Genomic DNA, 12,829 nt, shown 5'->3' with positions numbered 1-12,829 from the left:
GTTCTATCGATCGAGGTCTGGCTCGGCCGAGAGGCCGGACTTCTCGGCCGTCGCGACGGCCAACGTCATCGCCACCGCGAAGGTCGCGGCCACCGAGCGGAAGGCACCGTAATCGGCCTCGGCGACCTCGAGCCAGAGGTGGCAATTCTCGGCCAGCGGGCTCAGCGCGCTGTCGGTCAGGGCGAGCACGGGCACACCGCGCTGATGCGCGGCTGCCGCGATCTCGACGGTCATGGCGGCATAGGGCGCGTAGCTCACCGCGAGCATGACATCGCCCGGGCCGGCGATCGCCGCCTGCTCGGGGCCCAGCCCCGCGACATTGTCGACCAGCACGGCGCGGATGCCGAGCTTGCCGAAGGCGTAGGCGAGATAGGAGACGACCGGGAACATGCGTCTGGCGCCGACCAGCACGATCGTCCGGGCTCCGGCCAGCAGGGTCACGGCGGCTTCAAGATCGGCAGGCCGGATCGCTGCCTTGACCTGCGTCAGCGAGGTTTCGCTGGCATGGACGAAGCCCTCCAGCAGCGCCACGGCACCGCCCGTCGCGGCTTGCGTGCTGCGCAGCGCCGCCAGCCGCTCGCGATGGTCGACGACCTGGCGACGCAGGCGCGAACGGAAGACCTCCTGCATCTCGCTGAAGCCGGAATAGTCGAGCGCCTGGGCGAAGCGCACCAGGGTCGAGGCCTGCACGCCGGCTCGCTCAGCGATCTGCGCCGTCGAGCCGAAGGCCATGTCGTCGAGATGGGCGAGAGCGTGGTCGGCGACCTGCTTCAGGCGCTTCGGCAGCATCGGCCGGCGCTGGCGCAGCAGCGCGACAAAGCCGTCGAAGTCCTTGATTGGCGCGGCTGGCTGTGGCTCGGCTGGCATGCGTTTCCCGCTTGGGCACGGCCTTGACTTCGTAAGCCGGCGGGCGGAATGTTTATTCCAATCTACGAGAAAAACAATCCGCTCATATCAAAATGATGCGCATGGGAGCGTGACGCCAGGTGCCGAACCGTGATGCCTTCAGCAGGGATCTGACGGGCAAGGCCGCCATCGTGACCGGCGGCAGCCAGGGGCTGGGCGAGGCGATTGCGCGCGAATTCGCGGCGCGCGGCGTCGCCGACCTGCTGCTGACCGGCCGCAACCGGGCGCGCGGCGAAGCCGTGGCGGCGTCGCTGCGTGGCGCGGGCTGCGATGTCCGCTTTCATGAGGCCGATCTCGCCGATCTCGACGCCGTGAAGGCGATCGTGCCGGCAGCCGAGGCCGCCTTCGGGCGCATCGACATCCTGGTCAATGCTGCAGGCGACACCGATCGCGGCACGATCCTCGACACCACGCCCGAGCTCTATGAGCGCATCATGGCGGTGAATCTGCGCGCGCCCTTCTTCCTGATCCAGGGAGCGGCCGAGGCGATGGCGCGGCTCGGTATCGAAGGCGCGATCGTCAACATCCAGTCGATGTCGGCTCATGGCGGCCAGCCCTTCCTTTCCGCCTACAGCGTCTCCAAGGCCGCGCTCGCCGCCTTGACCAAGAACGCGGCCTTCGGCTTGCTGGCGCAGCGCATCCGGGTCAACGGCCTCAATATCGGCTGGATGGCGACGCCGGGCGAGGACGCGATCATGCGGCTGCGCCACGACGCAAGCGATGGCTGGCTCGACGAGGCGGCGCGCAAGCAGCCCTTCGGCCGGTTGATCGACCCGCGCGAGGTCGCCAAGGCGGTGGCCTATCTGGCGTCGGGCGAATCGGGCCTGATGACCGGCTCCAACATCGATTTCGACCAGACGATTCTTGGCGCGCATGATTGATGCGGGCCCGACGACACGAAGCTTGACCACAGGACAACGACGACAATGCGATTTGGATTGCTGGGCGCCGGGCGGATCGGCCGCATTCACGGACTGAATGTCGCCGCGCGGGCTGATGCCGCGCTGGTCGCGGTCGCCGATGCCTCGAACGAGGCGGCCTCCGCGCTGGCGGCGGTGACGGGCGCGCATGTTGCCGGCATCGACGCCATTCTGGCCGATGCCAGCATCGACGCCATTCTGATCTGCACGCCGACCGACACCCATGCCGATCTTATCGAAGCGGCCGTCTCGGCCGGCAAGGCGGTGTTCTGCGAGAAGCCGGTCGATCTCGATGCGCAGCGCATCCGTCGCTGCCTGAAGCTGGTTTTGCAGACCGGGAAGCCATTGATGATCGGCTTCAACCGCCGCTTCGACCCCAGTTTCGCGGCGCTCGAACGCCGCCTGCGCGCAGGCGAGGCCGGCGCGATCGAGATCGTCAGCGTGATCTCGCGCGATCCCTCGCCGCCGCCGGTCGAGTATGTCGCGCGTTCTGGCGGGCTGTTCCGCGACATGATGATCCATGATTTCGACATGGCGCGCTTCCTCCTGGCCGAAGAGCCGGTCGAGGTCTTCGCGCTGGGCTCGGCGCTGGTCGATCCGGCGATCGGACAGGCCGGCGACGTCGACACCGCTGCCGTGCTGATGAAGACCGCCTCGGGTCGGATCGCGCAGATCTCGAATTCTCGGCGCGCCACCTATGGCTATGACCAGCGTATCGAGGTGCATGGCTCCAAGGGCATGCTGCGCGCCGGCAATATCCACGAGACCACGGTCGAGAGTGCGACCGTTGCAGGCTTCCGCGCCGATCCCGTGCAGAACTTCTTCCTCGAGCGCTATGCGGCGGCCTATCGCGCCGAGCTCGAGGCCTTCATCGCGGCCTGCCGGGGCGGAACGGCGGCAAGGCCCTCCGGTCTCGACGGCCTCAAGGCCCAGATCCTGGCCGATGCCGCCACGGAGTCGGCGCGCACGGGCAGGCCTGTCGCCGTTGCGCTGGAGAAGAATTGACCATGTCGCCCGCCGAACTCGACCTTCGCCAATATGCCGTGCTCGGCCTCGTCACCGAGGCGAGCCGGATGGCGCTCGACTATTTCCGCAAGCGTGACAGTCTCGGCGTCACCATGAAGGGCGCGCAGGACTGGCTCACCGTCGCCGATGGTGCGGTCGAGGATTTTCTGCGCCAGCGCCTTGGCGTGCTGTTCCCGTCGGATGCCGTCATCGGCGAGGAGGGCGGCGGCGAGAATTCCGACGCGGTCTGGATCATCGACCCGATCGACGGCACCTCGAATTTCGCGCGCGGCGACCGCAACTGGTGCATCTCGATCGGCTTCCTGAATCATGGCGTGCCGGAGATCGGCATCATCGCCGCCCCGGCCCTGGACGAGGTCTATCTCGGTCGGCGCGGGCGCGGCGCGACCATGAACGGCCAGCCGATCCAGGTTTCGGGGGCGAGCGACATCACGCGCGCTTATATCGAGATGGGCTGGTCGACGCGTATTCCCGCAGCCGATTATCTCGCCATGATCGGGCGCGGCCTGGCGGCAGGCGCATCGGTCAAGCGCTCCGGCTCCGGCGCGCTCGGGCTCTGCCATGTCGCGAATGGCCGCACCGAGGCCTATGTCGAATTGCACATCAATGCCTGGGACGTCGCGGCGGGTGTCGTCATCGCGGGCGAGGCCGGCGCCGTGCTCAATGATTTCTTCACTGGGGACGCCATCGCCAAGGGCAACCCGGTCCTGTGCTGCACGCCGGCGCTCGCCGGCGCGGTGAGGGCGATCAGCGGAATTTCTTAGCCAGCAACTGATCCGTTGATCTTTGCGCGAAAGCCGTCAGAGTTCAGCCAACGACAAAACAACGAACGAAACGTTCGACCAGGGAGGACGACCATGAAGACCCAATCCTGGCTTGCCGCCGGAGTGTTCGCCGCTGTTGCCGCCGCTTCGCCGTTGGCAACCTCTCCAGCGAAGGCGCAAGGCGCGCTGGTGATGTATTGCGGCGTGCAGGAAGAATGGTGCCGCGCCATGTCGACCGCCTTCGAGAAGGAGACCGGCATCAAGGTCGCGATGACGCGCAAATCGGCGGGCGAGATCTATGCCCAGCTCAAGGCGGAATCGGCCAATCCGCGCGGCGACATCTGGTGGGGCGGCACTGGCGATCCGCATCTCCAGGCGGCCGAGGAAGGGCTGACGCAGGAATACGAATCGCCCGCCAACAAGGATCTGAACGACTGGGCGATCTCGCAGTGGAAGGCCGCCAAGCAGCGCTCGATCGGCATCTATGCCGGCGCGCTCGGCTTTGGCTTCAACACCCAGCAGATCAAGTCCAAGGGCATCGCGGAGCCGAAATGCTGGGCCGATCTGCTCGACCCCAAGCTCAAGGATGACGTTCAGGTCGCCGACCCCAACTCGTCGGGCACCGCTTATAACCTGCTGGCGACGATGGTGCAGCTAATGGGCGAGGACAAGGCCTTCGGCTATCTCAAGGCCCTGCACAAGAACATCAACCAGTACACCAAATCGGGCGCCGCACCGGCCAAGGCGACGAGCCTGGGCGAGACCGCCGTCGGTATCGTCTTCATCCACGACGCCGTCGTCTTCGCGGTGCAGGGCGATCCGATCAAGCCGGTCGCGCCCTGCGAGGGCACGGGCTACGAGATCGGCTCGATGTCGATCGTCAAGGGCGCGCGCAATCTCGACAACGCCAAGAAGTTCTACGACTGGGCGCTGACGCCCGCCGCGCAAGGGCTCGCCGGACCGGCGAAATCCTATCAGGTGCCGTCGAACAAGAATGCGCCGGTGCCGCCGCAATCGCCGAAGATGTCGGAGATGAAGCTGATCGACTACGACTTCGTCAAATACGGCTCCTCGGCCGAGCGCACGCGATTGCTCGCCAAATGGGACCGCGAGGTCAAGGCGCTGCCGAAGTAGGCGACGGGCTCTCGGGCGGAGACGGCTGACATGCGCCGCGCCACGCAACTCGTGCTCCTGATCGGCTGGCTCGGCTATGCCGTGCTGCCCTGGTATCTGCCCGAGGGCATGAGCCTGATGCAGTTCGGCTGGCTCTCCGGCTATCCGCTCGGCAAGGCGGGCAGCGCGCTGGCGCTCGCCTTGTCCGGGGAAGCGCCCTGGCTGCTGCCGATCGGGGCGGCCCTTCTGGTGGAGACGGCGTTCTGCCGCGGCGCCGATTCCGGCAAGGTGGCGCGTGTCCTCGTCGCGGCCGGCGCTGCGGGGCTGGCAGTGTTCTTCCTGCAGGGCTTCGGCATCGTCCTCAAGGGCTCGGCCGCCGGCTGGGCCATGGCGCTGTTCGGCGCGGACGTCGCGCAGGCTGGCATGGGCGGCGGCGCTTTCCTGACGGTGCTCTCGCTGCTGCTCCTGACCTGCCATGGCCTGGCCTATCGCGGCTATTGCCGGGGCGACCTGTTCACCACCTCGGCCATCGGCATCGTCGTCCTGCTGATCGGGCTGTTCATCTTCTGGCCCGTCATGGTCATCCTGAAGAGCGCGCTGGTCGATCAGAACGGCCATGTCGCGCTTTCGGCCTTCTCGGACAGGTTCTTCAGCGCCACGATCTGGGGGCTCGGTTGCGTCTCCAGCGGCACGAGTTGCGGCGTTGCCTGGAACACGCTGGTCCTGGCCGTGCTGACCGGGGTGATCACGACCCTGCTCGGTCTTGCCTGCGCGCTGCTGCTCCAGCGCACGGCGATGCCCGGCAAGCGCCTGATGCGGGCGCTGACGGTCCTGCCGATCATCACGCCGCCCTTCGTGATCGGGCTCGCGCTGATCCTGCTCTTCGGCCGGTCCGGCTTCTTCACCGGCATCATGGCGGACTGGTTCGGGATTCCGCGCTCGCGCTGGATCTACGGTTTGCCAGGCGTGCTGCTGGCGCAGGTTCTCGCCTTCGCTCCGATCGCCTTCCTCGTCCTGATCGGCGTAGTCCAGGGCATCAGCCCGAGCCTGGAGGAGGCTTCGCAGACATTGGGGGCCGGCCGCTGGCAGACCTTCTCGACCGTGACCTGGCCCTTGCTGCGACCCGGCATCGCCAACGCTTTCCTGCTCGGCTTTGTCGAGAGCATGGCCGATTTCGGCAATCCGCTGGTGCTCGGCGGCAATTTCGAGGTGCTCTCGACCAAGATCTTCTTCGCCGTCGTCGGCGCGGCCTATAACCAGGGCCAGGCGGCGGTGCTCGCCATGGTGCTGCTCGCCTTCACGCTTGGCGCCTTCTGGCTGCAGCAGGGCTGGCTCGGCGGCAAATCCTACACCACCGTCACCGGCAAGGGCGATGCCGGCCTGCCGACGCCGCTGCCGCGCCGCGTCGCCTGGCTTGCGGGGCTGGCTGTCCTGCCCTGGGTGGCGCTCACGCTGGTGATCTATCTCGTCATCCTCGTCGGCGGCTTCGTCAAGACGATGGGCCGCGACTACACGCCGACGCTGGAGCATTACCGCACCGGCTTCGCGATCGATTTCAGTCGCGGCCTCTTCTTCGAGGGCGCGGCCTGGAACTCGTTCTTCACGACGCTCAAGGTCGCGGCGATTTCGGCGCCGTTGACGGCGCTGATCGGCCTGCTCACCGCCTATCTGCTGACGCGGCAGAAATTCAGCGGGCGCGGCACCCTGGAATTCGCGACGATGCTCTCCTTCGCCATTCCCGGCACGGTGCTCGGCGTCGCCTATATCCTGGCCTTCAACGTGCCGCCGATCGAGATCACCGGTACCGGGCTGATCCTGATCATTGCCTTCGTCTTCCGCAACATGCCGGTCGGCGTGCGCTCCGGCATCGCCGGCCTGTCGCAGATCGACAAGAGCCTGGACGAGGCCTCGACGACGCTGCGCGCCCGCAGCTTCACCACGCTCTGGCGCGTCGTGCTGCCGCTGCTGCGCCCGGCGCTGGTTGCGGCGCTGGTCTATAGCTTCGTACGCAGCATGACCGCCGTCAGCGCGGTGATCTTCCTGGTCTCGGCCGAATACAACCTCGCCACCGCCTATATCGTCGGCCGGGTCGAGGCCGGCGAGTTCGGCCTGGCCATCGCCTATTCCTCGGTGCTGATCGTGGTCATGGCCGCCGGCATCGGGCTGATCCAGCTCGGCGTCGGCGAACGCAAACTCGGCCGGCGCAAGGTCGTCGCACTCTCCGGCTCGGTCTCCAATCCTATCAGTCAAGGAGCAGCAAGTTGACGAAGGCCGGCCCCGCATCCGTCGAGTTCCGCAATGTCAGCATGCGCTATGGCGCGGTGACGGCCGTCGACGATGTCAGCTTCGCCATCGAGGCCGGCAAGCTCGTCACCCTGCTCGGCCCCTCCGGCTGCGGCAAGACCACGACCCTGCGCATGATCGCCGGGCTCGAGATCGCCAGCGCGGGCCAGATCCTGATTGGCGGCAAGGATGTGACGCGGCTTTCGGCCGCTGATCGCGACGTCAGCATGGTGTTCCAGTCCTACGCGCTGTTTCCGCATATGAGCGTGCTGGAGAACGCCGCCTATGGCCCGACCGTGAAGGGGCTGGGCAAGGACGTGGCGCGCGAGATGGCGCTGTCGAAGCTTGCACTCGTCGGCCTGAAAGGTTTCGAGAACCGTTACCCTTCGGAGCTCTCCGGCGGGCAGCAGCAGCGCGTCGCGGTGGCGCGCGCATTGGTGCTGGAGCCGCAGGTGCTGCTCTTCGACGAGCCGCTCTCCAACCTCGACGCGAAACTGCGCCGCCGGGTCCGCGAGGAGATCCGCGAATTGCAGCAGAGCCTCAACCTGACAGTCGCCTATGTCACCCATGATCAGGAGGAGGCGCTTGCCGTTTCCGACCGCATCATCGTGATGTCGAATTCGCGCATCGCGCAGGAGGGCGCGCCGCGCGAACTCTATGAGGAGCCGGCCAACGCCTTCGTCGCGGACTTCATCGGCGACGCCAATCTGATCGACGTGACGATCCGCTCCGTCGCCGAGGGGCGCGCCGATGTCGCGATCGGCTCGGCCAGCGTCTCCTTGCCGGCGCGCGGGCTTGGGCCGGGGCCGGCCCGGGTCGCAGTGCGGCCGGAGAGCCTGATCCTGTCGGAGGCGACGGGCGAGGGGCTGCCCGGCACGATCCGCAAATGCACCTATCTCGGCAACCACCTCGACATCATCGTCGAAACGGAGGCGGCCGATCTCTTCGTGGTGCAGTACGGCGCCCGCCCGATGCTGGCCGAGGGCACGTCGGTGAAGCTCGGCTTCGCGAATTCGGGCGTGACGCTGATCCCGCCGGGCTGAGCCGGCGGCTGCTTCAGCGGAGCCGCGCGGTCGCGATCACGCGCCAATCGGCGATAGGGATATCCTGGCCCGAGCGCACCACGCAGAGCCGGTCAAAGCTGATGGTTCGTCCTTTCAGCCTCCGCCCGACCTCCTCCACCGCTGCAGCCTTCGGCTCGGGCACGACCGGGCCATAGAGCAGCGAAACATGCGGCATGAAGGCGTCTGCCGCCTGCACGTCCAATCGCTGTTTCAATCGCGCCAGCGGCGCGCTGACCGCGAAGCGCGCATAGAATGAGCGGAAATAGCTTTCGCTGGTCTCGATCGCGGCGATCTCTGCCGCAAACCTCGCAACCACGCCGGCCGCCTCCGCAATCGCGGCTTCGAGCGCCGCTATGGGCAGGTCGGTGTCGCCCTTCATCGTCAGATGCGGCGCGAAGAGCGGTGTGTCGAAGCGGCGCGACAGCTCCGCAACCACCTCCGCCAGCAGCGTCTCGTCCTCGGTTTTCGGCAGCAGCCAGATGGAGTGGATCAGGGGCGTCATCAGAGGTTCACAAACCTATTGCACACGGCCGGAGACGGGCGTTATATTTATTCCAAGCGTATCAGAAATTGGAAGAGACGTTCCAATCATTCTGAAAAAGATCGCGGCAAGGGAGACGGCGTTTTGCCAACGGAATTGCAGCACGGGCCGCAAAGCGGCGCGGCCATTGCCGTGCGCGACCTTCATGTCGCCTATGGCGGCACGCGGGTGCTGCACGGCGTCAGCCTCGATTTCACGCCCGGCAGCTTCACCGCGCTCCTCGGCTCGTCGGGCTGCGGCAAGACCACGCTTTTGCGCTCGCTGAGCGGCTTCGTGCCGGTCGAATCCGGCTCGATCATCGTCGGCGGCAAGGATGTCGCCTCGCTGCCGCCGGAGAAGCGCGGCATGGCGATGGTGTTCCAGTCCTATGCGCTCTGGCCGCATATGACCGTGCTGCAGAATATCGGCTACGGCTTGAAGCTGCGCGGCGCCACGAAGGCAGAGATCGCGGCCAAGGTCGCCGCCATGCTCGAATTCCTCGGCCTTGCCGGCTATGAGAACCGCAAGGTCACCGCGCTCTCGGGCGGCCAGCGCCAGCGCGTCGCGCTCGGCCGGGCGCTCGCCATCGATCCCGGCATCCTGCTGCTCGACGAGCCGCTCTCCAATCTCGACGCCAAGATCCGCATGACGATGCGCCATGAGATCCGCGCGATCCAGCAGCGTCTGGGCCTGACCGCCGTCCATGTCACGCATGATCGCGAGGAGGCCATGACCATGGCCGACCGGCTCGTCATCATGCAGGCGGGCAGGATCGCGCAGGTCGGCACGCCCGAGGAGGTCTATGACCGCCCGGCCACCGCTTTCGTCGCGAATTTCATGGGCGCGGAGAACGTCCTGCCGCTGCGCGTCGAGCGCTCGGAGCAGGGCGCTCGCTTGAGCGCCGGCGAGGCCACGGCGAGCCTCGCGAGCGGGATATCGAGCGCTTTGCCGAGCGGTGATGCGGTTGCTTATTTCCGCGACGACGTCGCGCGGCTCGACGCCAGCGACGCGACCTCGGTCGACGATCTGATCGTACCGGGGTTGATCGCCGCGCGCGCCTATCCAGGCGGTGTCTATCGCTACCGGGTCGAGGCGGCAGGCCGCCAGATCACGGTCGACGACGCCGACCGCCACGAACTCGGAACCAAAGTCGGCCTGCGCATCCCGCTGCAGCGCCTCCACATCTTCCCGGCATCCGAGGCCGGGACGATCGCCGCCTGACCGAGTTCTACTCAACAAGGAGTCAGACCCATGCGCATCCTCACCATTGCCTGTTCGCTCGCGGCGCTGATGGCGGCATCGCCGCTCTCGGCCCAGACCCTGAACGTCGCCACCGCTGGCGACCAGAACATGGTCGACTATGTGAAGGACTATCTCGGGCCGATGTTCGAGAAGTCCCATCCCGGCGTGAAGGTCGTTTCCGTCGGCACCGGCGCCGGCGATTCCGGCTCGCAGAAGATCTATGAGAAGCTCGACGCGCAGAAGAGCGCCGCCACGACCGATTTCGATGTCGTCGTCATCCACCAGAAGGCCGCCGGCACGATGGTGAAGGAAGGCCTGCTCGCCAAATACACCGACAAGGTCGACACCGCGAAGCTCGTCTCCAGCGAGTCGGCGAAGAACGCGCTCGGCGCCGACGTCTCGGGCTTCGTCATCCCGATGTTCCAGTCGCAGACCGCGCTCGCCTATAATGCCGATCTGCTCAAATCCCCGCCCAATACCTTCGCGGAGCTGCGCGATTGGGCCAAGAAGAACCCCAAGCAGTTCGGCTATAACGGCATCAAGGGCGGCATGTCCGGCGTCGCCTTCGTTGCCGGCTGGGTCTACGCCTTCGGCGGCGACGCCGACAAGCTGATCAAGGGGCCCTATGATCCGGCCGTGAAGGCGTCCTGGGACGGTGCGCTCGCCGATCTCAAGGAGTTCAACAAATCGGTCGTCATCACGCCGGGCAATGCCGGCACGCTCGACATGCTCAACCGCGGCGAGATCGCGATCGGGCCGGTCTGGGTCGACATGTTCTATTCCTGGCAGGCCGACGGCAAGCTGCCGCCGAACATGAAGCTCAAGCTCGCTTCTCCCGGCATGCCGGGCCAGCCGATGTATTACGCGGTGCCGGAGAAGACCGCCAACCGCAAGCTCGCCGAGGAGTTCATCGCGCTCGCCACCAGCCCGCAGGTGCAGGCCGACGGCATCGTCAAGAAGTTCAACTGGTATCCGGGCATCGACGCCAAGAACCTCGAGGGCAAGCTCGATCAGGCCGCCTGGAACAAGCTCTTCACCGACATCACCCCGAGCGATCTCTCGAAGAACGCCAAGTCCTTCCCGATCGCGCCCTACTTCAACGACATCCTCGAGGGCTACGAGAAGAAGGTCTCGAACTGACGGTCGAATCCACCACCGGCCCGGCTTGACGCCGGGCCGCCCATCCTCGCGATCGGCGCCTGTCCATGCTCTCCCAACGCCAACTGGCGCTGATCCTCATCGCGCCCGGCCTTCTCCTGGTCGCTGCGCTGTTCCTCTACCCGCTCGGCTTTTCGCTGATCTCGGCCTTCACCAAGCCGGACGGCTCGCTGACGCTGGACTGGTTCGCCAAGGCCTATGAGCTGTATTCGACCGACATCGTCTTCACGGTGGTGATCGTGCTGGCGTCCTGCGGGCTTACCGCGCTTGCCGCGATCGTCATCGCCGGCACGCTGACATTGGGCGAGAATCCTTGGATCGTCGGCACGCTCAAGGCGCTCTATCGCTGGCCGCTCTTCATTCCCTTCATCGTCGCGGCGCAGTGCATGCGCACCTTCCTCGCCAAGAACGGGCTGATGAACAACACCTTCGTCTCGCTCGGACTGATGGAGCCGCTGAGCGCCGTGAGCTATCTCGACTGGCGCGGCATCATCGCGACCTTCGTCTGGAAGCAGACCCCCTTCGTCGCGCTGCTGCTCGCCGGCGCGCTCGCTTCGATCGATCGGGCGACGCTGGAGGCCGGCCGCAATCTCGGTGCCTCGCGTGTCCGCGTGCTGGTCGAGTTGGCCCTGCCGCAGGTGATGCCGACGCTGCTCGTCGCGCTCGTGCTGTCCTTCGTGACGATGCTCTCGGTGCTCTCCGTGCCGATGATGGTCGCGGGCTCGCAGCCGACCATGCTGACGGTCGACATGGCCTTCCGCATCAACTCCTACGGTGACTACGCCACGGCGAATGCGCTTGGCGTCATCACCTATCTGATCAGCGCAGGCGCCGCGATCCTCTACCTTAAGCGCGGCCTGTCGAAGGAGGCGGCGCCATGATCCGTCTCGCCTCGGCCGCCCGGGCGACATTGGCCGCCGCGCTGCTCGCCGCCTTCGCTTTCGTGCTGATCGGCCCATTGGCCAATCTCGCGCTCTGGTCGGTCGCCGAGCGCTGGTACACGCCGTTCAAGCTGCCGGTGACCTATGGCACGCGCTATTGGGAGCAGGTCTTCCGCCCGACCGGCGATGCCATGGCCTCGCTCGGCACCTCGGTCTGGATCGCCGTGCTGACGGTCGTCGTCGCGCTCGCTCTGTCTATCCCGGCGGGCTATGCGCTGGCGCGATTGAAGCTGCCGATGCGGGCGTTGTTCATGGTGATGTTCCTGCTGCCGCAGGCTTTTCCCTCGGTCGCGATCTACATCAATGTCGCGCGGGTGTTCTACCAGATCGGCATCAACGGCACGGTCTTCGCCGTCGTTCTCGTCCATGCCGCTCATGGCCTGGTCTATTCGGTCTGGATCGCGGCGGCGGCATTTGCTGCGGTCGACAAGGATCTCGAACTCGCCGCCCGCAATATCGGCGCCTCGCCCTTGCGCGCCTTCTTCACGGTGACGCTGCCGCTGGCTGCACCCGGCATCATCGCCAGCGGCATCTTCGTCTTTCTGGAATCGCTCGACGAGTTCACCGGCACCTTCTTCGTCGGCGTGCCGCAGGTCACGACGCTGCCGCTCTTGCTCTACAACGCGGCGATGGGCGGCAATTATCAGGTCGCCTCGATCACGGCGCTGATCCTGCTCGTTCCCTCCGTGCTGTTCATGCTGTTCATCGAGCGCTTCCTGCGCGCCGACGTGCTGGCCAAGGTCGGCGCCTGAGGGCGCGGCCGTGAACGCTGCCCCGCGTCGAAGCGGGCAGTCGTCACGCACAACCACTCCGTCATCCCCGGATAAGCGGCGAAGCCGCGCAGTTCCGGGATCCATCGTAAGGCGTCGAGCCCTCCGATGGATCCCGGCGC

General features: G+C 66.3%; 12 protein-coding genes. 10 read left to right on the top strand and 2 right to left on the bottom strand.

Translation table 11 applies throughout. The features are described from left to right. Positions 1-3: 3 nt before the first annotated feature. A complete protein-coding gene (locus tag ACSQ3P_RS10375; protein ID WP_436165506.1) occupies positions 4-867 on the bottom strand; it encodes a MurR/RpiR family transcriptional regulator in 864 nt (287 codons plus the stop codon). A gap of 119 nt (positions 868-986) precedes the next feature. Between ACSQ3P_RS10375 and ACSQ3P_RS10370 the strand changes: the two genes are divergently transcribed. From ACSQ3P_RS10370 to ACSQ3P_RS10345, 6 genes are all read left to right on the top strand, one after another. Beyond that, entirely contained in the window at positions 987-1,787 is an 801-nt protein-coding gene (locus ACSQ3P_RS10370) for an SDR family oxidoreductase (RefSeq protein WP_436165505.1), read from the top strand. 45 nt (positions 1,788-1,832) lie between these two features. Continuing rightward, positions 1,833-2,831 carry an inositol 2-dehydrogenase gene (iolG, locus tag ACSQ3P_RS10365; protein ID WP_436165504.1) on the top strand — a complete coding sequence of 333 codons (999 nt, stop codon included), beginning with the start codon at positions 1,833-1,835 and terminating at the stop codon, positions 2,829-2,831. A gap of 2 nt (positions 2,832-2,833) precedes the next feature. Continuing rightward, positions 2,834-3,616, top strand: a complete 783-nt coding sequence (locus ACSQ3P_RS10360) for an inositol monophosphatase family protein (RefSeq protein WP_436165503.1) — start codon at positions 2,834-2,836, stop codon at positions 3,614-3,616. A gap of 93 nt (positions 3,617-3,709) precedes the next feature. After that, entirely contained in the window at positions 3,710-4,750 is a 1,041-nt protein-coding gene (locus tag ACSQ3P_RS10355) for an ABC transporter substrate-binding protein (protein WP_436165502.1), read from the top strand. Between the two features lie 30 nt (positions 4,751-4,780). Next, a complete protein-coding gene (locus ACSQ3P_RS10350; RefSeq protein ID WP_436165501.1) occupies positions 4,781-6,994 on the top strand; it encodes an ABC transporter permease in 2,214 nt (737 codons plus the stop codon). Next, on the top strand, positions 6,991-8,055 hold the full coding sequence (locus ACSQ3P_RS10345; protein ID WP_436165500.1) for an ABC transporter ATP-binding protein: 1,065 nt from the start codon (positions 6,991-6,993) through the stop codon (positions 8,053-8,055). The genes ACSQ3P_RS10350 and ACSQ3P_RS10345 overlap by 4 nt, the downstream gene beginning before the upstream one ends. Before the next feature lie 13 nt (positions 8,056-8,068). Here the strand turns inward: ACSQ3P_RS10345 and ACSQ3P_RS10340 are convergent, their stop codons facing one another. Beyond that, a complete protein-coding gene (locus ACSQ3P_RS10340) occupies positions 8,069-8,578 on the bottom strand; it encodes a 2'-5' RNA ligase family protein (RefSeq protein ID WP_436165499.1) in 510 nt (169 codons plus the stop codon). 123 nt (positions 8,579-8,701) lie between these two features. Between ACSQ3P_RS10340 and ACSQ3P_RS10335 the strand changes: the two genes are divergently transcribed. From ACSQ3P_RS10335 to ACSQ3P_RS10320, 4 genes are all read left to right on the top strand, one after another. Next, positions 8,702-9,817: an ABC transporter ATP-binding protein gene (locus ACSQ3P_RS10335; RefSeq protein ID WP_436165498.1), complete on the top strand. Its 1,116-nt coding sequence runs from the start codon at positions 8,702-8,704 to the stop codon at positions 9,815-9,817. A gap of 30 nt (positions 9,818-9,847) precedes the next feature. After that, entirely contained in the window at positions 9,848-10,978 is a 1,131-nt protein-coding gene (locus tag ACSQ3P_RS10330) for an ABC transporter substrate-binding protein (RefSeq protein ID WP_436165497.1), read from the top strand. A 65-nt stretch (positions 10,979-11,043) separates the two neighbouring features. Beyond that, positions 11,044-11,877 carry an ABC transporter permease gene (locus ACSQ3P_RS10325; RefSeq protein WP_103717791.1) on the top strand — a complete coding sequence of 278 codons (834 nt, stop codon included), beginning with the start codon at positions 11,044-11,046 and terminating at the stop codon, positions 11,875-11,877. Then, positions 11,874-12,689 (top strand): ABC transporter permease, encoded by an 816-nt coding sequence (locus ACSQ3P_RS10320; protein ID WP_069689939.1) that lies wholly within the window; start codon positions 11,874-11,876, stop codon positions 12,687-12,689. Before ACSQ3P_RS10325 ends, ACSQ3P_RS10320 begins: the two co-directional genes overlap by 4 nt. The last annotated feature ends 140 nt before the right edge of the window (positions 12,690-12,829 follow it).

The sequence above is a fragment of the Allobosea sp. LjRoot9 genome (genome assembly GCF_964252745.1).
Lineage (GTDB): Bacteria > Pseudomonadota > Alphaproteobacteria > Rhizobiales > Beijerinckiaceae > Allobosea.
Note: the sequence above shows the minus strand (reverse complement) of the source record. Positions and strands in the feature narration are given on the sequence as shown.

Bases quoted from the DNA above. Each gene is read 5' to 3' on its own strand.
- ACSQ3P_RS10375 (WP_436165506.1), bottom strand. From the start codon at position 867: ATGCCAGCCGAGCCACAGCCAGCCGCGCCAATCAAGGACTTCGACGGC.
- iolG (WP_436165504.1), top strand. From the start codon at position 1,833: ATGCGATTTGGATTGCTGGGCGCCGGGCGGATCGGCCGCATTCACGGA.
- ACSQ3P_RS10360 (WP_436165503.1), top strand. From the start codon at position 2,834: ATGTCGCCCGCCGAACTCGACCTTCGCCAATATGCCGTGCTCGGCCTC.
- ACSQ3P_RS10355 (WP_436165502.1), top strand. From the start codon at position 3,710: ATGAAGACCCAATCCTGGCTTGCCGCCGGAGTGTTCGCCGCTGTTGCC.
- ACSQ3P_RS10350 (WP_436165501.1), top strand. From the start codon at position 4,781: ATGCGCCGCGCCACGCAACTCGTGCTCCTGATCGGCTGGCTCGGCTAT.
- ACSQ3P_RS10340 (WP_436165499.1), bottom strand. From the start codon at position 8,578: ATGACGCCCCTGATCCACTCCATCTGGCTGCTGCCGAAAACCGAGGAC.
- ACSQ3P_RS10330 (WP_436165497.1), top strand. From the start codon at position 9,848: ATGCGCATCCTCACCATTGCCTGTTCGCTCGCGGCGCTGATGGCGGCA.
- ACSQ3P_RS10325 (WP_103717791.1), top strand. From the start codon at position 11,044: ATGCTCTCCCAACGCCAACTGGCGCTGATCCTCATCGCGCCCGGCCTT.
- ACSQ3P_RS10320 (WP_069689939.1), top strand. From the start codon at position 11,874: ATGATCCGTCTCGCCTCGGCCGCCCGGGCGACATTGGCCGCCGCGCTG.